19 protein-coding genes are annotated in these 20525 nt (G+C 47.7%); 10 read left to right on the forward strand and 9 right to left on the reverse strand.

The genetic code is table 11. The features are described 5' to 3' along the window. Positions 1-238: 238 nt before the first annotated feature. From J0L70_RS29665 to J0L70_RS29690, 6 genes are all read right to left on the reverse strand, one after another. The gene (locus tag J0L70_RS29665) at positions 239-1267 is read right to left on the reverse strand and encodes a Rieske 2Fe-2S domain-containing protein (RefSeq protein WP_287456967.1); all 1029 of its coding nucleotides are present in this window, start codon (positions 1265-1267) and stop codon (positions 239-241) included. Further along, positions 1264-2412 (reverse strand): LptF/LptG family permease, encoded by a 1149-nt coding sequence (locus J0L70_RS29670; RefSeq protein ID WP_017291113.1) that lies wholly within the window; start codon positions 2410-2412, stop codon positions 1264-1266. Before J0L70_RS29670 ends, J0L70_RS29665 begins: the two co-directional genes overlap by 4 nt. Before the next feature lie 3 nt (positions 2413-2415). After that, positions 2416-3144, reverse strand: a complete 729-nt coding sequence (gene lptB / locus J0L70_RS29675) for an LPS export ABC transporter ATP-binding protein (protein ID WP_017291112.1) — start codon at positions 3142-3144, stop codon at positions 2416-2418. A gap of 40 nt (positions 3145-3184) precedes the next feature. Beyond that, complete coding sequence (locus tag J0L70_RS29680) at positions 3185-3655, reverse strand: LptA/OstA family protein (protein WP_017291111.1); 471 nt, start codon at positions 3653-3655, stop codon at positions 3185-3187. 158 nt (positions 3656-3813) lie between these two features. Then, complete coding sequence (locus J0L70_RS29685; protein WP_017291110.1) at positions 3814-4236, reverse strand: DUF309 domain-containing protein; 423 nt, start codon at positions 4234-4236, stop codon at positions 3814-3816. Positions 4237-4251: 15 nt separating this feature from the next. Beyond that, on the reverse strand, positions 4252-5373 hold the full coding sequence (locus J0L70_RS29690) for a DUF58 domain-containing protein (protein WP_287456968.1): 1122 nt from the start codon (positions 5371-5373) through the stop codon (positions 4252-4254). Positions 5374-5655: 282 nt separating this feature from the next. Here J0L70_RS29690 and J0L70_RS29695 point away from each other — a divergent pair, with 282 nt between their 5' ends. The 7 genes from J0L70_RS29695 (at position 5656) to J0L70_RS29725 (ending at position 13722) form a co-directional block, all read left to right on the forward strand. After that, complete coding sequence (locus J0L70_RS29695) at positions 5656-6933, forward strand: type IV pilus twitching motility protein PilT (RefSeq protein ID WP_287456969.1); 1278 nt, start codon at positions 5656-5658, stop codon at positions 6931-6933. A 75-nt stretch (positions 6934-7008) separates the two neighbouring features. Further along, positions 7009-7620: a 2OG-Fe(II) oxygenase gene (locus J0L70_RS29700; RefSeq protein ID WP_017291107.1), complete on the forward strand. Its 612-nt coding sequence runs from the start codon at positions 7009-7011 to the stop codon at positions 7618-7620. A 34-nt stretch (positions 7621-7654) separates the two neighbouring features. Continuing rightward, entirely contained in the window at positions 7655-7915 is a 261-nt protein-coding gene (grxC, locus tag J0L70_RS29705; RefSeq protein ID WP_268179608.1) for a glutaredoxin 3, read from the forward strand. Between the two features lie 78 nt (positions 7916-7993). Beyond that, on the forward strand, positions 7994-8962 hold the full coding sequence (gshB, locus tag J0L70_RS29710) for a glutathione synthase (RefSeq protein WP_287456970.1): 969 nt from the start codon (positions 7994-7996) through the stop codon (positions 8960-8962). 225 nt (positions 8963-9187) lie between these two features. Then, the gene (locus J0L70_RS29715; RefSeq protein WP_287456971.1) at positions 9188-11386 is read left to right on the forward strand and encodes a CHASE2 domain-containing protein; all 2199 of its coding nucleotides are present in this window, start codon (positions 9188-9190) and stop codon (positions 11384-11386) included. 82 nt (positions 11387-11468) lie between these two features. Next, complete coding sequence (locus J0L70_RS29720) at positions 11469-12173, forward strand: MFS transporter (protein WP_287456972.1); 705 nt, start codon at positions 11469-11471, stop codon at positions 12171-12173. Next, positions 12157-13722 (forward strand): MDR family MFS transporter, encoded by a 1566-nt coding sequence (locus J0L70_RS29725; protein ID WP_287456973.1) that lies wholly within the window; start codon positions 12157-12159, stop codon positions 13720-13722. Before J0L70_RS29720 ends, J0L70_RS29725 begins: the two co-directional genes overlap by 17 nt. Before the next feature lie 38 nt (positions 13723-13760). Here the strand turns inward: J0L70_RS29725 and J0L70_RS29730 are convergent, their stop codons facing one another. Continuing rightward, positions 13761-15149 (reverse strand): adenylate/guanylate cyclase domain-containing protein, encoded by a 1389-nt coding sequence (locus J0L70_RS29730; protein ID WP_190649671.1) that lies wholly within the window; start codon positions 15147-15149, stop codon positions 13761-13763. A gap of 103 nt (positions 15150-15252) precedes the next feature. Here J0L70_RS29730 and alr point away from each other — a divergent pair, with 103 nt between their 5' ends. Then, positions 15253-16485 (forward strand): alanine racemase, encoded by a 1233-nt coding sequence (gene alr / locus J0L70_RS29735; RefSeq protein ID WP_287456974.1) that lies wholly within the window; start codon positions 15253-15255, stop codon positions 16483-16485. 251 nt (positions 16486-16736) lie between these two features. On the opposite strand, the gene J0L70_RS29740 is transcribed toward alr, so the two are convergent. After that, complete coding sequence (locus tag J0L70_RS29740; protein ID WP_287456975.1) at positions 16737-17501, reverse strand: hypothetical protein; 765 nt, start codon at positions 17499-17501, stop codon at positions 16737-16739. Between the two features lie 487 nt (positions 17502-17988). Beyond that, positions 17989-18378 carry a Mo-dependent nitrogenase C-terminal domain-containing protein gene (locus tag J0L70_RS29745; protein WP_190649665.1) on the reverse strand — a complete coding sequence of 130 codons (390 nt, stop codon included), beginning with the start codon at positions 18376-18378 and terminating at the stop codon, positions 17989-17991. A gap of 548 nt (positions 18379-18926) precedes the next feature. On the opposite strand from J0L70_RS29745, the gene J0L70_RS29750 reads away from it, so the two are divergent. Next, positions 18927-19178, forward strand: coding sequence for a hypothetical protein (locus J0L70_RS29750; RefSeq protein ID WP_026149006.1), 252 nt, complete (start codon positions 18927-18929; stop codon positions 19176-19178). 68 nt (positions 19179-19246) lie between these two features. Continuing rightward, complete coding sequence (gene mltA, locus J0L70_RS29755) at positions 19247-20410, forward strand: murein transglycosylase A (protein WP_287456976.1); 1164 nt, start codon at positions 19247-19249, stop codon at positions 20408-20410. Positions 20411-20525 lie beyond the last annotated feature (115 nt).

Here is a 20525-nt window from a genome sequence, read left to right on the forward strand (position 1 = left end):
TGCAACAGATACAGCACCTGGAGCCGTTCTTTACCTGTCGCCGTGGTTTGTGCCCTGAGTAGTTGTTTCAGTTCTTCAGCGCTTTCTTGAATCTCTAGCTTGTAAACGCCTGCCATCGTCGCTGACGGAATGCTACATCTGAGTTATATCATCTGTAGTCATATTTTGGAGATTTGGTATTACCACACCACTTCAATTACTGTTATGGAAAATGCTCCTCGCCTTTATTGTCAGTCAATCAGCTTCGCCATCTCAAAGTTTGCTCTTTGACAGGATTAATGAAGGCTCGATGTTCAGATTGCGATCGCGCAAATTCTGCCTTCAATTGGTAGTACCATCGCGCCTGAGTATCTGCATCTTTGATCAACATCAAGCCTGGATTGTGCTGTAATCCAATCTTCTGTTTGACGACCATGTCTCGATCTTGATTCAAGAATGTTCGAGTGAGCGGAAGTAAAAAGGGCTTCAACAGATTGAACCAAGGGATTGTTGAATAAAAGAGCGTAGTAACTTCTGTCTCGGTATCATTCAGCGGAGTCATCGTCGTTAGATTGCAGACTCGATGTCGCTTTGTAATCACTTGCTCAAATCGTACTCCTGGAAGTTGGAAGGAGATTTCGACTTCTGGATCACCACCTACTAAGTCGTAGAGAAGGGTCGATCGCTCTAATTTATGCCGCCGCATCGTAAATCCGAGCGGAGACGGATCAAACGTTTTTACTTCTTCTGCCAGGGTCGGATCAGCCCGCCACCACCACGCTCGATGCACAAAAGGCACATGCGCTGGATCCATTAACCCGACTACCGCATGATCTAAGTACGTTGGAAAGTTCATCACAACAGCGGCTTGATACGTCGTGTCAAAGCCAGGAACTTGAGGCGGCTCATCTTGGGGAGACTGCTCTCCGATGTAAATCCAAATATTGCCTTGTGCTTCTCGAATTGGATACGATCGCACTCGAAATTTAGAAAAATCTAGCGCTTGATCCTCAGTCAACGCTGGAATCGCAGTACATTGTCCGGCTGCGTCAAACTTCCAGCCGTGGTAAGCACATTCCACCTCAGTACCGTCAAATCGCCCGCAACTCAGCGGAACAGCCCGATGCGGACAGATATCTCTCAGTGCAAAGACTTTGCCCGCCTGAGTCCTGCCGAGTAAAATCGGTTCATTGAGCAGGGTTTTCGCGATCGTTTGTCCCGGCTTCAAACTTCCACCCGGCAGCGCATAGTACCAAAGGTCGCGCAAAAACAAAGGCTTGTCCATCATTTTGCTGCCCGTACTAATAGCCAACTCACTGCCCCCAGTCCCAACACAGTCGGCAACCAAGCTGCCAAGATCGGCGTGAAAATCTCCAACCGCCCAAACGCATCACAAACAAACGACAGCAGGTAGTAAGTAAAAATGATCAAAATACTAATCGCAAAACTTGCACCTCTGCCGCCTCGTCGGGGTTTCGTGCCCAACGTCGAACCTGCTAATCCAAAAACCAAGCACACAAATGGAAAGGCAATTTTCTGCTGAATTCTCATTCTCAATTGATTGGCGCGCTTCTCATCGCCACTTTGGTTGACCAATTGGAGATAATCCTGAACTTCGGCAATATTCATCTCTGCCGAATCAGTTTTGTGAGTGGCTAAATCCAGCGGGGTTCGGGGCAATTGAATCTGCTGCCGCTCGAATTTGAGAATATTGCGGTAAGACGCATTCGGATCAACTAGGTAAATTGTGCCACTGAAAAAGTCCCAGGTTTGATCCTCATAGTTCCAGCGAGCAGAATCTGCACTAATGATCTGATTCACCCCGTTTTGAGAGAAATCCAGCACCGTTAAGCCCTTCATTTGCTGCCCGTCGAATCGTTGAGCATAAAAAATCCGATCGAGCATTTGTACACTCTTTCCATCGGGCTGCTTCTCATCGCGATACTGCTGAAAGACAATATTCTTCTCATCAAACTTCGGCTTATCTTGCTTTAATGCTTGTGATAACGTTTGAGTCGCTTGATATTTTGCTGCCGGAACAATTGCTTCATTAAAGCCAAAAGTCATCACAGAAACGAGAAAGCTCAACACGATCGCAGGTGCAACCAGTCGATAGATGCTAATCCCGACACTTCGCAGCGCAATCAACTCACTGTCAGTCGAAAGCCGACTATAGACCATTAACGTCGAAAGCAAGGTTGCCATTGGAAAAGAAAGGCTAGCAAACTCTGGCAGTCGCAAGAGAAAAACGCGAGTTGCGATCGACAACGGCAAGCCCATTTCTGTCATCTGGCGAATCAGATCAAACACCGCTCCTACCGACACCAGAATCGATGTAAACGCTGCCACGCCAAAGATAAATGGACCCGTCAATTGTCCAGCAATATAGCGATCGAGAACCGAAATCGGTGCGCGGGTAGGAGCTAAAGACATAATCTAGGGTTGAAAATTGTCACCGAGATAATACTGGCGGACTAAGGGATTGTTGTAAAGTTCCTCAGCACTGCCCGAGGCAAGAATCTGACCATCTCGCATGATGTAAGCGCGATCGATAATGGCTAACGTCTCGCGCACATTATGATCGGTGATCAGAATCCCCATATGGCGATCGCGCAATTGCGCCACGATCGTTTGGATTTCAGCAACGGCGATCGGGTCAACGCCTGCAAACGGTTCGTCTAATAATAAAAATTTGGGTCCGTCTACCCCTGTTGCCAAAGCCCGCGCGAGTTCTGTCCGACGACGTTCTCCACCCGACACTTGAATTCCGAGCGAAGAGGCAACTTTTTCTAATCGAAATTCTTTCAGCAAACTGTTTAAGCGATCGTTCCACTGCCAGCGCGGAACCTTGGTTTGCTCCAGCACGAGTAGAATATTTTCTCGTACGGTTAAATAGCGAAAAATGCTCGCTTCTTGAGCAAGATAGCCAACTCCGAGATGAGCGCGTTTGTCGATCGAGAGATCCGTCACTTCTTTATCATTCAACCAAACCTTACCGCTGTCTGGCTTTTCTAGCCCAGTTGCAATATAAAACGTCGTCGTCTTTCCGGCTCCGTTGGGACCAAGCAGCCCGACAATCTCACCTTGACCCACAGACAAACTGACGCGATTCACCACTGGGCGATCGCCAAACGATTTGTGAATATTTTCTAGAACGATTCTCAAAACCCGCTCCTAAAACCTGAAAAAGAGGGGACGTAACTCGTTAACGACTCGACCGAAACTGAGATTGTGGGCTAAAAGGAGCAGGAGCCGCAGGTGCAGGCGAAGCAGGAGCCGCAGGTGCTTCAATCAAATAGACCGCTTCTACTTGTTTATTCGGTTGAGGGAGCGCCACAAACCGCCCTTCATCGACTAAATACGTAATCGTTTCTCCCCGCAAACTATTGCCCTGTTGCAAGACGTAGACATCCCCTTGCAGAACAATCCGGCGTTCGTTGCTGTAATAAATGGCTTGAGCAGAAGTGGCTTGAATCTGACGAGCAGGATAGTTAATCTGGACGTTACCTTTTGCAACGACAACCCCTGTTTTCGCGTTTGCCTCAGTACTATTGGCGCGCAAGGTAAGCGGAGTCGAGCCTGCGGGTGCTTGAGCGATAGAAACACGTCCATTCGCAAGCACAGCAGCGGCGATGATCGGCAGAACTAGGAGAGAACGAACGGAGAAGCGAGACATGAGTGGAGACTGGGGATGAGGGTGAACAGGACGAATCGAATATATCACTATCAGAAAGTTAAGCGTATGCGATCAATGAATTCTTTGACATCGGGCGATCGTGCGAATAAATTTCAAGACGAGCGATCACGAAGACAAGTTTCTATATACATGACTCTTCAACGATTTGCTGTGATTTTCTGGATGATTGGTGGACGGAGAAAAATTTTATCGACAGATTCAAGTGGTGGATCGTCAGTCAAAACGATTTGATCAACGCGATCTTGTCCTGCGGCTTGAATTTCACTGAGTAAGGCTGATACATCTTCTACGAGTTGCTCAACCTCAATCCCACCATATTCAGGTTGATAGTCGCTTAATCGATTTAATCCCTCCCCTATCAGAATGACGGCTCCGCGCCAGTTGTAATTGCCTAAATGGTAGAGTCCCACCGCAATCTGTAAAATGCCCTGATAGAATTTTTTATCGACGACAGGAGCTTCGATCCAAATCGCTTCTAAGGTGTCATGGCAGGCGTAGAATTCGCCCTGATTAAATTGCTCGATTCCCTGCCAAAATTCTTCTGGGATGTCTGTGTCCATGCTGTGATTTTATCGCTAAACACTATCTTGCAACTGCGCCTGCAGCGATCGCTCTTGTTCCACCCGAATTCCCAAGTTCGCTGTCGTCTGTCCCTGTCCCCACAAGACCCAGCGACTTCCACTCGGAAGTGTATTCAAACTGCTCGAATTCTGCGTCAGCCAAACGATGGTTCCTTCAGGCAACCGATCTGATTTCACATCCTGATGCGGCTGAACCTCTGCTAAGGTTTCCAAAACCAGTTGCCGTCCCCGGATTGCCCCAGATTCTGCTGTCCACACTCGAATGCTCAAGGTCTGTCGCTCTCCGTAAAAATACAGCGATGCCGCAGTCGTGACTGCCTGCTCAAATGCTTCACGATCCCAAGTTGCCGCACTATCTAAGGCAATCACAATCTCTTGCCCACTGGTTAGAATCTCTAACTCTCGCACGCGCAACTCGCCATACCGAGCACTACTGCGCCAATGAATCATCCGCATCGGATCGCCCCAACGATAGGGACGCAGCGATCGAGTGATGCCCTGCGTCGAATTCTGCGCCCGCTGCGACTGCATTTGCAAGCTCATCTCTTGCCCGATCTGATCAATCAACGGGCAGCGGCTCAACGGCAAAACCTGTGGGTAAATCACCGCGATCGCATCGGCTCGAAACGTCTTGCGATACCAAAACAAACCCAAAGGAGCTGCCGTTCGCAGTTGCACTTCATGCCAGCGGTAAATTCCCCGCTGCTCGGCTCGATGCTGGTAAACCCAGTAATAAGGAGTGGTCGGATGAATCAATTCCACAACCTTTTCAACAGGCTTGCCGAAGACAGACGGAATGAAATCGGTTGCTTGAATCAAAGTTTTTCTTTGTCGAGTCGGATTTTGAATAAACAACTCGATCGTTAAATTCTCACCGACACTCACGGGCTGAATTGGACGGCGGGTGATCGATAATCGGGACAGCGTTCGTCGGGAGAGACTAGCCGCGATCGCCAACAGCGCTAACACAACGCCGCTCATGACATATAGCCAACCGGACATCGAATTCGTCGCCGCGAGAAAGAAGAAAATGCCCATCCCCGCCAACAACCCACCGCTATAAGCCGGATTGATCCAATGAGATTCGAGCCAGTCTGTAAGGCGAGAAATACGCATGAGAGTTCTGTAAAGGCTTTGCAAAGGGACGTGATTTCAGAATGCACCAGACTGTGAACCGAGAGAACCTTTTCGATGAAGAGTTTCCCGGAATTTTTCGCTCAGCTGATCACAGCCTCAGTGCTTTATCCGTACAAAAACTTTCTGCAAACTTTTTCTCTCCGTATTTCTACGATGCCATGACATCAGGTACAGTCTGGGGAATCAGAGTATTTCTCTAGCCGCCCCCTCGTCAACTTGCCCATTCCCCTCGATCCCGGCGAAATACGGAAGCCTGAGTATATGACACAAGTAAATCCTTTTGACGAGTCGGTTAAATCTAGCTCGCGTTCTCGATCGCTGACTGAACCTGTTGCGGTTCCTCCTCCTTCCATTCCTCTCGGAGCCAAACGCAATCCAGTTCCCGCTACGCCGCGATCGATGCCACCGAGTTCAGTGCCGACGATTCGACAACTCGTTCAAGATGCGTATGCGAAACAGGCATCTGATATTCACCTGCGCGTGGGTGAACCCGTTCGCTATCGGATTCGAGGGCAAATGATCCGGCAAAATCAAGCCGCAGTCACCCCCGACATGTTCGATCGCTTTTTAGCCGAGATGCTCACTCCCGAACAGTGCGAACGGTTTCGGCAAGAGAAAGAACTTGATACCGCCATCTTCTATCCTGGTTTCGTCCGCTGCCGGGTGAACTGCTTTGAGAGTTTGACGGGCGGCGCGATCGTACTTCGTCTGATTAGTCTAGAGGTTCCCACGATCGATCGACTGGGCTTACCTTCAGTGCTCAAACATCTAGTCAGCTATCAGCAAGGCTTGATTCTCCTCACAGGACCCACTGGCTCCGGAAAATCGACCTCGATCGCGGCAATGATTCGCCACTTGAACGAGACCGATCAGCGCCATATTGTCACGATCGAAGATCCGATTGAGTATGTTCACACCTCGCAGAATTGCCTGATTAGCCAACGAGAGGTCGGACTGCATACGCATGAGTTTGAACACGCACTCAGAGCGGTTTTGCGCGAAGATCCAGACGTAATTTTGATCGGGGAAATGCGCGATCGCGTCACGGTCGATACAGCCTTAAAAGCGGCTCAAACTGGGCATTTAGTCCTTGGAACCCTGCACACAAAAAGCGCGATCGCAACTGTGAATCGTCTGCTGAATATCTATACGCCGGATGAGCAGGACGCGATGAGAGTTCAGATTTTAGAATCTCTGATTTCGGTTGTGGCTCAGCAATTGTTACCGACGACAGACGGACATCGAACTGCGGTGCATGAAATCTTGCTCAATACACCTGCAATGCAAGATTACCTGCTCAAAGGCAATGATATCGAAGCATTCCAATTGATGGAGACTGGCACCAATGAAGGAATGCAAGTGATGAACCAAGCGTTGTGTGAGTTGATCTTACTCGGCAAAATTACGCCTGAAGATGCCGTGAAAGCGTCTCCAGATTTGGGAGATCTCCGCCGTCGCGTCCGTAATGAAGGCTACGATCCAGGACGGTCTTCAAATCGGGAATTTGATCCGTCTGCACGAGATTATCATCCGGCTTAAATCCGATTTTGAAAATTGTTGAGTCTTTGCGATCGTATTTCGTGTGAAATAGCATCGTTGACGATCGCAAAATTTATGTCTTTTGACCAACCCGCTCAATTTCTCCAAATCGATCACTTCCTCGCCAATGAGGATCGTCTGAATCTCTTGGAATATGTACTCGATCGCGAAGCTGATTTTGTCCCAACCAGCACTGCAACTGGCGACCTCGACTATCGCAAATCCTGGATTCTCTATCACTTTGAAGCGTACGAAAACTGGATGATTCAGAAAATCACACCGCTCCTGCCGCGTCTGTTCCATGCCTGGAATATCGAACCCTTTGCCATCTCACAAATTGAGATTCAACTCACCGCTCACAACGACGGTCACTATTACAAAATCCATAACGATAACGGTAGCCCAGATGCAGCAACTCGAACCATGTCGTATGTCTATTATTTCAACCGAGAACCGACAAACTTCTCAGGCGGAGCATTACGGCTTTACGACATGCGAATCGAAAATGGACACTACGTTCAAGCAGAGACTTACCGAGACATCCAGCCCGTGAATAATCGGATTGTGTTCTTTCCGAGCCATTGCCTGCATGAAGTCTTACCGATTTCTTGTCGATCGCGCAATTTTGCCGACAGCCGTTTTACACTAAATGGCTGGGTTCGTCGCGAAGCGACCGAGTATGTCTAAAATTAACAAATGTTGCTAATGCTAGGAAATTTGTATGACTCCTCACGTTGAAATCTACACCTGGAGTGCCTGTCCCTTCTGTATTCGGGCAAAAGCGTTACTCGATCGCAAAGGTGTGCAGTACACCGAATATTGTCTCGATGGCGACGAACCCGGACGGGCAAAAATGGCAGAACGCTCAAACGGTCGCCGCTCTGTCCCACAGATTTTTATCAACGATCAGCACATCGGAGGGTGTGACGACATTCACGCCTTGGATCGATCCGGCAAACTCGATCCGCTGCTTGCTGCCTAGATCAATGTCTCGATCAATTTGGGAGTTGGTGACTCCAATTCCCACTCTACCCACTTTTCTCTAACGGACTGAGCTGCTGTGAAAATTGCATTTATCATCGATCCGATCGATCGCCTCGACCCGACTCACGACACCAGCGTGGCATTTATGGAAGCTGCCCAGCAACTTGGGCACGAAGTCTGGATCACACAGGCGAATCGGCTCAGTGTCGTTCAAGGCAAAGCCCATGCGACTTTAGAGCGAGTCACACTTGTCCCAGTCACCCTCGGCGAAAATCGGTGGATTGCAGTTGACCAGTGGTTTCAAACTGAAGCACCTGTGTTTCTTCCTCTCGAAACCATGGATGCAGTCTTCATGCGCACTGATCCTCCGGTCAATACAGCCTATCTCTATGCAACGTATATTCTCGACTACGTTAATCCGGCTAAAACAAAAGTGATCAACTCACCGTCAGGAATCCGCGCCGCGAATGAAAAAATGTATGCGCTGCAATTCACTGAGGCGATTCCTGAAACGATCGTCACGCAAGAAAAGCGCGTCATCCTGCAATTTTTAGAACAGCAAGGAACCGCCGTTTTAAAGCCGTTAGGCGGAAAAGCGGGCGAAGGAATTTTGTTCTTGCAAGCGGGCGATCGCAATCTCAACTCGATGATTGAAATCAGCACTCAGCAAGGCACATTACCGATCATGGTGCAAACCTATCTGCCCGAAGCCAAAGACGGCGACAAGCGGATTATTCTGCTCAATGGTGAACCGATCGGAGCCGTCAATCGCATCCCGACGGGCAATGAATTTCGAGGCAATATGGCAGTTGGGGGCAGAAGTGCCCAGACCGACATTACCGATCGCGAAAAAGCCATCTGCAAAATGCTGGCTCCCACACTGCAAAGAGATGGGCTTTTCTTTGTCGGCATCGATGTGATTGGGGGCTACTTGACCGAAGTGAATGTCACCAGCCCAACCGGAATCCGCGAAGTCGATCGACTCAATCACACCCAGTTAGCGGTACAAGTGATCGAATCGATTCAGAACCTCGAGTCGAAATGATAAAATCCTTCCAGCAATTTCAACTGGCGATTCATTAAAGAAGGTAGCCAGCCACAAGCCCCCTTGTACTGGCTACCCGCTCGCAAGGGCGACTTACCCGACCCTTGCTCGACTAAGCTAACTTAACGCTGAGGTCGGCTAGGCAAAGGCAGAATAAAGAAATTGCAGATAAATGATGAAGTTCTCAGCGCTCGTACGTACCGTCAGGCTAGTTTGTGAACTGCAATGATCAAAGAATTTGCGCCGTGGCAAGAAATTTGGAACAGAGTCAAGACAACGCTGCGCCAAACTGCCAGAGTCTGGATTCCAGCTTCTGCAATCGCAGGCAGTGTGATTGGGCTGCGAACCACTGGAATCATACAGCCCTGGGAATTAAGCTATGTTGATAGTTTCTTTCAGGCACGTCCGGCGGAGCCAATTGACGATCGCATCGTGATTGTCGGTATTCGAGAAGCAGAATTACAACAGCATGGATGGCCGCTCAACGATCGCACCTTAGCCGCATTGCTCACCCAAGTTGAGCGTGCCAAGCCGCGCGCGATCGGGCTGGATATTTACCGCGATCACGCCGTCAGAGAAGGCAATGCTGAACTCGAAAGAGCCTTTCAAACCATGCCGAATCTGATCGGCATTCAGAAAATGCCTGATCCTGAAAGTCCAGGTGTTGCAGCTTCTCCAACGCTCAAGAAGCTGGGACAAGTTGGATTTAACAATGTGATCTTCGATCCTGATCGCAAGATTCGACGGGCAGTCCTATATTGGTTTGAAAATCGTCAGAAATTTCGGAGTTTCTCGATGATGTTAGCGCTGCGCTATCTCGAAAACCAAGGCATTCGCGAAGAGGGAGCGCCTCATGATGCCAAAATTCTAAAGCTTGGACAAGCGATATTTCCCCGATTTCAACAGAATGATGGGGTTTATGTGAATGCAGATGATGGGGGATATCAGATCATCGCCAATTTTCGAGGTGGGGCAGGACATTTCCGAACGGTGATGATGCAAGATGTCTTGGATGGAAAAGTGCCAGCCGAGCAGTTGCGCGATCGCATTGTTTTGATTGGCTCGCTCGCACCGAGCTTAAAAGATTTTTCAGCCACACCCTTTAGTGGAGGTTTCACTCGTACGCCTATCGAAGTGGCAGGGGTGGAAATTCAGGCGAATTTTATTAGCGAAATTTTGAACGTGGCACTCGGGCAGCGCAGGCTTTTGAAAAGTTGGAGTGAGCCTGTCGAATACATCTGGATTTGGACATGGGCGCTAATTGGCACTAGTGTTTGTTGGCGACTGCGTTCTCCTCAGCGCAGTTTTCTGGCAGTCGTTTTGCTAGGTGGGGGACTTACCGGAATTTGCTACGGATTATTTCTGGCAGGGTGGATTGTGCCCTTTGTGCCCGCAGCGATTACTTTAGTCACTTCAGCCACGGTTGTGATTGCTGCGATCGCGCATTCTCAAGAAGAGTTAAAGCGATCGAAAGAGTTTCTTTCGCGTGTGATTAATTCCATTCCTGATCCGGTATTTGTCAAAGATGCTGAGCATCGGTGGGTAGTTCTGAATGAAGCGTATTCTAAATTACTTGGAAAACCGCTCGAAGAATTAATCGAGAAATCGGATTACGAAATTTTTCCAGAACATGAAGCAGATGTGTTTCACCAGCAGGATGAATTAGTGTTCAGATACAAGAATGAATTAGAGCACGAAGAAGAATTTACAAGTACGAATGGTGTGACTTACCACATTGCAACAAAGCGATCGCTACACAAAGATGCGGCTGGAAATCTATTTTTAGTCGGTGTCATTCGCGACATCACACAACGGAAAACGATTGAAGAAGAATTGAGACGAACAACCGAAGAGTTATATCAGTCAAATGTGGAACTACGCTTATCGCAAGACAGATTGAACTATATTGCCAATCATGATGCGTTAACTGGATTACCGAATCGGATCTTGTTGTACGAACGGATCAAACAAGCGATCGAGATGACGAAGGCAAGTAATCAAATTACCGCTTTACTGTTTCTCGATTTAGACGGATTTAAACAGATTAATGACACATTAGGACATGCAATTGGTGATTTGCTGTTACAGGCAGTTGCCAGACGGCTCAGCGGTTGTTTAAGAACGAGTGATACAGTCGCGCGTTTAGGCGGGGATGAATTTGTTGTGCTGCTACCCGCAATTCCAGACATTCTGACCGTGACGCAGATCGCTAGAAAGATTTTAAGCCGTTTATCACAAGCATTTGCCATTTCGGGACAGACCTTATTGGTGACGACGAGCATCGGGATTGCGATCTTTCCAGAACATGCAGATGATTTGGAACTACTTATCGAGAAGGCAGATGAAGCCATGTATCACGCTAAACGATCGGGTAAAAATCAATTTTCGATCGCCGATCGTATTCCCGTCGAAAACCATGACTAATTGGCAGAATCCGTCGATAGAGAGTGTTTGCCATCTCTGAAAACGCTCACACTGGGAGGCGCACTCCTCAGAAACTTAAAAGATGCAGTTTCCAGAGACGTTTCGCGCGCTCGAATCCCGAAACTACCGCCTGTTTTTCATGGGGCAAGGACTTTCTTTGATTGGAACTTGGATGAGCCAAACTGCCTTAATTTGGCTGGTTTATCACTTAACGAATTCTGCATTACTTCTGGGAGTGGTCGGATTCGCGCAGCAAATTCCGAATTTCCTCTTGAGTCCGTTTGCAGGCGTTTTAGTTGATCGTTGGAACCGTCAACATACTTTGATTGCGACTCAGGCTCTGTCCATGCTGCAATCTTTGCTGTTAGCTGTTTTAGCGTTTAGCAACGCGATCGATCTCTGGCATATTATTGCGCTCAGTGTGTTTCAAGGCTGCGTCAATGCGGTCGATATTCCTGCGCGCCAGTCGTTTGTCGTGCATTTAGTTGATCGACCAGAAAATTTAGGAAATGCGATCGCGCTCAATTCTTCGATTTTTCGTGGAGCGCGATTGATGGGTTCTGCGATCGCGGGATTATTAATCGCAGCAGTGGGCATTCCCGCCTGTTTTGCGATTGATACGGTTAGCTATGCCGCTGTGATTGCAGGGCTGTTTGCCATGCGGTTGCGAAAGCGCGAGATGCCAATCCCTTCACAAGATGAAACCGTGCCTCGGCCTATACAATCAACCTCATCCCTATCAACCTCATCCCTAATCATTGGAGGATTGCGTGTCTATTACTGCTAGCGATCGAGATCAGGTTTCATTGAAAACGTGGATCGGGGTATTTGGCACGGTCTTGGGTGCATTTATGGCAGTGTTGGATATTCAAATTACGAATTCCTCGTTAAGAGATATCCAAGCCGCTCTCGGAGCGACTCTAGAAGAAGGATCTTGGATTTCGACGTCTTACTTAGTTGCGGAAATTGTGGTGATTCCGCTGACAGGTTGGCTGTCGCAGATCTTCTCAGTTCGTCGCTATCTCCTCGTCAATGCTTCTCTGTTCATTCTTTTCTCGATCCTGTGTGCATTTGCTTGGAATTTACCCTCGATGATTGTGTTTCGAGCACTTCAGGGGTTCACGGGTGGTGTGCTGATTCCAATGGCATTTACTGTGCTGCTGACGACTTTACCACCGTCGAAACAACCGACTGGGATGGCATTGTTTGGTATTACAGCAACCTTTGCACCATCGATCGGGCCAACCTTCGGAGGTTGGTTAACTGAAAACTTTAGCTGGCACTATGTTTTTTATATCAATCTGATTCCAGGCGTGTTATTGCTCACAGCCGTTTGGTATGCAATCGATTCCCGCCCGATGCAGCTCGATCGCTTAAGGGATGGCGATTGGGGTGGCGTGATTGCGATGGCGATCGGGCTTGGATCTTTTCAAGTCGTGCTTGAAGAAGGCAGTCGAAAAGATTGGTTTAGCTCTGATTTGATCGTTCGATTAGCCGTGATTGCTGTAATCTTCTTGAGTATTTTCTTCTGGATTGAACTGACTCGGAGGCAACCGTTTATCGATCTCAGATTGATCAAAGAACGCAATTTTGGACTAGCCAGTGTCATTAACGTTGCACTTGGGTTAGGACTGTACGGCTCAGTTTATATTTTGCCGCTTTACTTAGGACAGATTCAGGGATACAACGCGCTACAAATCGGTGAAGTGCTGATGTGGGTTGGATTTCCTCAATTACTGGTGATTCCGTTTGTTCCCCGGTTGATGAAAATCGTGGATGTGCGGCTCTTGATTGGAGTTGGGGTGAGTCTGTTTGCTGTCAGTTGTTTTATGAATTCGACTTTTACGAATTTGACCGGGATGGATCAATTGCGAACTGCTTTACTGGTTCGGGCGGCAGGGCAGCCTTTGATTATGGTTCCACTTTCGACAGTCGCGACAGCGGGCTTAGCGCCTAATCAAGCGGGATCAGCGTCTGGATTGTTTAATATGATGCGAAATTTGGGTGGGTCGATTGGTATTGCCGCGATCGCAACGCTCCTCACTCAGCGCCAGCAATTTCACTCCAACCGTTTAGGAGAAAGTATTTCTAATTTCAATCCTGCCACTCAAGAGCGATTGAATCAGCTGACACAATATTTTGTCAGTCGAGGTTCGGATTTAGCCTCCGCTCAAAATCAGGCATTAGCCGCGATCGATAATGTTGTGCGTCGTGAAGCCTATATTCAAGCGTTCAATGATTGCTTTTACTTCATCGGATTCGCATTGCTCGTCAGCGGTATTGCAGTGCTATTTTTCAAGAAGGTTAAAGCCTCAGGCGTGAGTGCTGGACATTAGCAGAGTCAAGCTTGTTCGTGCATTGAGCAACCGGAGCGTCATAAAACGCTGGTTTCTGATGTTGCAACGGAAACATCTTTTCTGTTCTTTAACCAATAGGTCATCATTTCTCCGCGCCCTTTTACCTCAATCACTCCTCGTGGCTCAAAATGATGTGTCTCTACTAGCCGCAGATAAGTTGCTTCTGTGACTTGAATCCCACCTGCAACTCCGTGAGACTCCATACGACTTGCAATATTCACGGTATCGCCCCACAGGTCATAAATAAATTTCCGCAACCCAATCACGCCCGCAACGACTGCACCCGTATTCATTCCAATCCGAATGCTAAAGGCTTCGCCCGTCTCTAAATTGAATTGATTAATCGCCTTTTGCATGTCAATTGCCATGTCCGCGACTGCGATCGCATGATCGTCACTCGGATGTGGTAATCCGCCCACGACCATATACGCATCACCGATCGTTTTAATTTTCTCTAATCCATGCTGTTCTGCTAAGCGATCGAAGCGCGAAAAAATTTGATTCAATAACCCCACCAACTCCTGGGGCGAGGTTCGAGCCGACAAACTGGTAAAGCCAACAATATCCGCAAATAGAACTGTTACATCTCCAAAGCCATCGGCAATATGCGGCTGAATCTCATCGGGCGTTTCTTTGAGCCGTTGCGCGATCGGGCTTGGCAAAATATTCAACAGGAGACGTTCGGACTGGGCTTGTTCTGCTGCCAGCTGTTGAGCAGTCTCTTGCGTCATCGACAGGGAAGCTTCCAGATCATTGAGTGCCTTCTGCAACTGATCAACCGCAGGACGAAACACCAAAATTCCTTCTAATAGCAAGATCAGCATCAGCAATCCGAACAGACTCAGTTCTACCGCTCGGAGTTGTGCAATTCCTTCTTGTGCCTGCTGGTTGTAAGACAACAGCAACTGATTAATCCGCTCAGAAAATTCTTTCCCACTTTCTCGAATTTCCTTCAGATAGTATAAAGTTTGAGCAGGTCGCTTCCGACCCGATTCCAGTTGCATCAACGCTTCAACTGCTTGCCGAATCCGACGATGCGAGGGGACAAGGGCATCCGCTTGATTGCGAATCTCATTGCCAGACCTGCTAAAACTCATGGCTTCCCGAATTGCACTTTGAACTTTTTGATCGGCAACCTCCCACTCTTGGAGAATGTTTTCAATCTCTTGAATCTGTGTCGCATTACTTTGAGTCGAATCAATTTGTAGTGCCAAAGTCGCTTCTCGTAACTGCCAACTTAGCATTCTCTGTCGGCTTGCAATCTCGACGACTGTTGCATTTTGCTTTTGTTGAGACAGCATCGATTGGACGATCGCTTGACCTAAAAGCGCTAGGAATGCCACTGTACCGAGAGAAACGATATAAAGTAAAGTCAAGCGATGGGTCGAAGATCGGGGAGTTGACATGTTCAACACTTAGGAACGCAGCTAAACGCTATATTTCCCGATTGTGAAAGAGAAGTGACGATTAAACTGTCAGGATGAATGGTGTGATCGAGGAGTAAACGTGATGTTGAGTTGGGATCAAAGTTCGAGTATTGCTCTGATGCAGCGAGAGCGAGCTTGGGTTGAGATTGACCTCGCGGCACTGTCCCATAATGTGCAGCAGATTCTCAGCCTGATGTCTCCCCAGACTGAATTAATGGCAGTGGTCAAAGCAGATGCGTATGGTCATGGATCTGTGACTGTGGCGCAGACCGTTCTACAAGCAGGGGCAAGCTGGCTTGGTGTAGCGACGATCCCAGAAGGCATTGAATTGCGAGAAGCGGGGATTGAAGCGCCGATCTTGGTTTTAGGCGCGACTCATACCGCTGATCAAATTCGAGCGATCGAGCATTGGCGGCTTCAACCCACGCTCTGCACTCCCAAACAGGCTTTGGTCTACTCAGAATCGGTTCGAGGCAGCGTTCTGCCCGTTCATATCAAACTTGATACAGGCATGTCTCGATTGGGGACATCGTGGGAGCAGGCGGTTGAGTTTGTGCAGTTGGTCAAGGGTTTGCCGAATTTGTCGATCAATAGCATTTATTCCCACTTGGCAACGGCTGAAGATCTCGATCCCACGATCCGAAAACAACAGCAAAAACGTTACGAAGCAGCGATTCGAGCCTGTGGATATGACGGAGCGGGCAAGCATCCCCGCTTTCATTTAGCCAATTCAGCCGGAACGATGGTTGATCCGAGTTTGCACTATGACATGGTACGGACGGGGCTGATTTTATATGGATTGTATCCAGCAGAGCATTTGCGATCGGGTTCGCACTTACCGCCAGCGTCGCGGTTGGATCTCCGCCCCGTGATGCAAGTCAAAGCGCGAGTGACCCAGGTTAAAAGGATTCAGCCGGGGACTGGGGTAAGTTATGGGCATCGATTTGTTGCCGATCGAGACACGACGATCGCGGTGGTTGGGATTGGCTATGCCGACGGAGTGCCGCGTAATCTCTCGAACAAGATGAAGGTTTTAGTCCGAGGACAACAGGCAGCGCAAATTGGCTCGATCACGATGGATCAACTCATGCTGGATGTGAGCCATATTCCAGCGTTGCAAGAAGGAGAAGTGGTGACACTCCTTGGACAAGATGGGAACGAAAAAATCTTGGCAGATGATTGGGCAAATTTGTTAGGAACAATTTCCTGGGAGATTCTGTGTGGATTTAAGCATCGCTTGCCACGAGTTTCGGTAGGTCAGCCCTATGTGGCGAAACGAGCAGTCTTTGATCCGATCAAGAGAACGCTAGGCTAATGCAGGACGCATTGTGACTCCGATCGACGATCGAAAAATTCTGATCGTTCGAAAATTCCGTCTATAGCAATCCGGTTTGAATTGTAAGATCCAGGCACGCCCCCAAACCCCCAATTCTGGGGGCTAAGAGTCTTGTTCCCCCAAGCTTGGGGGCTAGGGGGCACGACCAATCTTGCGATTCACAACCAATTTAGGATTGCTATAGTTCGCAGATTGAGCAGTTTCAACCGCCAGCATTAGAAGTTGCACATCTATAGCAAGTTAAATCGATGCAGTTGAGACTCAATGGCTTTTGGCAATAATTTCCGCAATTGGGTCTTATCTTTAAACGTCAACCGATTCTGACTCGGCACATCAAACGGAAAATATCCCGGCATGTCCGATCGCTCCATTTGTACCATCAGAACTTGCTCGGTTCGCTTACTGCTCAGGGCATATCCCGTCTCGATACATACTTTTGGACTGGGAATGAGCAGCGGAGGCGTATCGGAAATTTCAGCGATCGAAGTTGCATCGCCAATAAATAATAAGGACTGCCGAATCGATCGCATCAGAGAACTATTGAGCCGAATTGCGCCTTCGCTCAGCCGATGGGATTCGCGTAGCGTTAGAGGTAAGCGCGATCGACGATTCAAGCTTTCTACGACAGAAATCAGTTCTTCGCGGATCAGATCGCTCGACTCATCAAACTCATTTTGATAAGAAAAGAAGATTTCAGGCTCCAAATTCGCCATGACTTCTTGTTTTGAGAAATAGATTTCATGGCTCGACAGATCAATATTAGAAATTGCGTAACCGCCGCTTCCTTCGATATAGAATTCAACAATTTCACCGAGGAGATAGCGTTGGAACCACGATGATTTTTTCACCTCATCGCTATCTTCTAAAAAATCAGCCCGCAAGCCCGACTTCAGCAAACTATTCTTGCTCAACCTCAAATCGTGGGGACGTTTTTCTAGTTCCCGAATGGGTTCATACTGTTCCAAATACCAGGCTTTGAGAGCAATAATCGCCATGCTGAAATCTGCCTTCTCTTTAAAATTACAACAACACCCAAGTCTTACTCTCTGAGTGACTTCCTCACATTAATCCATTCTAGATAGAGTTGAACAAATTGGATACTTAATTTTAAGCGCCGACTTGTTAAAGACTCTCAGCTATGCCAGAAGAGGAAATATCAAATTTCGGTCTTGGGTGTTGTTGGACGAGACAGATATAAAGTGAAACAGCAGTTGTACCTCTCTTTATTTAACTAGATTTGGCTGTTTGATCTGCCAGGGAAGTTATTCACTAACCTCAATTTCAAAGATACCACTTTGTCCCCAAAGATCTAGGGCATGAAACCAAAGTTTAGAGTCTTAGAAGCACCCAATTCAATCTATATTTCTACTTGTAAATGACTAAATTTAGAAATATAAATTGCAGCGTGTAAAGCCCTGAAATTAATTGCAATAAAAAAGCGGCTCCGGGAGAAGCCGCTGTACAAGACAAGAATTTGAAACTTTAACAATATTGACCGATATCTTCGCCGCATTCATCAGCGAGATAGCACAATGCGCGGAACCGTAATCCAACGACTTCTTCGTATAACGGATTCAGTTTGCACAGAGGCGGAATGTGAAAGAGAGTCTTGCCAAAGAGCGAAACCGTTCGCTCGAATGGACACTGGGCTGGAATCGATTTTGCGATGAAGTGAGCAAATTCTGGATTTGTAACTTGGAGGTTGTCTAACTTGCGGCGCAGGGGGGCAAGGAGATCAAAGGACTTACGACTTGGTTGAGAGTAAGGTGTAGAGGCGGTTAGGGGGTGATAAACCCATCCTGAAACTGCGATAGTGTTGTGACTGTGACGATCGCGCTCTGGCGCGGAGCCACCAGGTTTCCGAAAGCTCATGCTGAAACGTTCCTTGGACTGGTGAGAGATGTGTAGAGGTAAAGGATTCCGTCCGTGAAGTGACGACTATAGGAAATGAAGCCATTCCGGGCGAAGCTTACAATTCAGAATCCGGTTGACAGACCAGTTTCTATAGTTATGTATCAAAATAGCTTCACTGATTGTAACAATTTTTACGAGATTACTACTTTCTTTGCAAATTTCCTGCAATTCGGTAGAACTTTGTTGCCACGTTTTTATGAAGTAAATTTGACACTTTTTATTCTAGTCTTTCTTTCTAAAGATAGAAGGTCATTCTCGCCACATTTACAGGATTTATATTTAATTTCTGAATGGAATTGATGCGTTTCACGAATCGCTAAAATTCACTATTCAAAAGTTAAAAATTACAGGCAGAATTCTGTAACAGAGATAACGGAATAATTTAATGTCTCGAAGCTTAATCTGCTGTCTCTCCCCTCCTCACCTGATAGTTCTTTGTACACTCCGCCCATACTGAGTCTGTCCTGCGATGCAAAAGACGATCGCTCAATTGAGAGGAAACTCAGATGCCTAGAACGCCTAGCGAATTTTCCGTGCATATCATGATGGAGGGAGGACACCGGGAAGAGGTGCGTTTCCCAACGATTCAAGAGTTTCAGAAGTGGTACAGCGGCGAACTGATGCCGAAAGCTGCCTCTGAGGATTTTATTAGCGTTCCGATTAAAAATATCCAAGGCGAATACATGGTCGTTCGTCCGGCGCGCGTCATTAGCTTGAGAGTTGAACCGCTGTTTGCAGGCAGTGTGGATCGCTATTAACTTGCTGCTGTGGAACTTGTAGGGGTAATCTATTGTCGGTTTTGATTACCCCATGTTCAGTTCTCCCCATGAAACGATCGCTGATTCTTGCAAGTCTACTTTTTCTCAGTGTGCCTGCGATCCCCTTACTTGCACAGCCCAAACCTACGACTCAACCTGCTGCCAAACCCGCTCAAGTTCCGCTTAAACCGATCGCACCCTCTACCGTTGCGGTAGATGATCAGATTTTGCGCGATCGCCGCTCTGTGCTCGGCGCAATTGATCAGAGTTTGAGATATCTTCAGACCTCGAAAGCGATTCAGGCGTATCAGAACTATCCGGTTAAAGAAATTACGCGCGATCGTGTGATCCGAAGTCTGAGACGATTTCGCCAATTACTCCTGACTGCAAAATCTGAGGCGGCACTTTCAGCGGCGATCGCAAAAGAATTTACTGTTTATCAATCAACCGGGAAAGACAATCAGGGCACGGTTGCGTTTACGGGGTATTTCGAGCCTGTTCACACGGCAAGTCGAAAAAGAACAGCGGAATATCGATATCCGCTTTATGCGCTACCTGCCGGATTTTCGCAGTGGAAAAAGCCGCATCCGACTCGCTTGGAATTAGAAGGAGCGGATGGATTACAAGGCAAGCAGGGGAAATTGCGGGGTGCAGAATTAGTCTGGATGCGCGATCGCTTGGAGGCATTCCTGATTCAAGTGCAAGGATCGGCGCGATTGAATCTCACGGATGGAACGACGATGACGATCGGCGTTGCCGGAATTACTGATCAGCCTTACAGCGGCATCGGGCGGGAACTGATTAAAGATAACAAGCTGAAATTAGAGGATTTGAATTTGCCGAATGTTCTGAAGTATTTTCAGGAAAATCCCAAAGATTTAGATGTCTATCTGCCTCGAAATCGGCGGTTTGTATTTTTTAGAAATACGTTTGGTGCGCCTGCGTTAGGAAGTTTGGGCGTTCCGCTGACGGGCGATCGCTCCATTGCCACAGATAAGTCTTTGATGCCACCAGGGGCATTGGCATTAATTCAGACGCAATTACCGATCGCGAATTCACAGAAGCAGCTTGAACAGCGATCGGTGAGTCGATTCGTTTTAGACCAAGATACCGGAGGCGCAATTATTGGAGCAGGTCGAGTTGATATCTTTACAGGAACAGGTGTACAAGCTGGCAATGAAGCTGGCTTGATTAATGCCACTGGGCAACTCTATTACTTGCTCCTAAAGTAGGACGAAAATGCTTGGCGAATAGAATTTGTCAGGCATTACTCAAAAGCTGTTGATTCTGAATTCCAATAAAAAACTCCACTGATTTCTATCAGTGGAGGCAGTTGCAACTTCAAAA

Origin of the sequence: Leptolyngbya sp. UWPOB_LEPTO1, from assembly GCF_017302695.1 — a bacterium.
In the GTDB taxonomy this organism is placed as follows: Bacteria; Cyanobacteriota; Cyanobacteriia; order Leptolyngbyales; family Leptolyngbyaceae; genus Leptolyngbya; species Leptolyngbya boryana.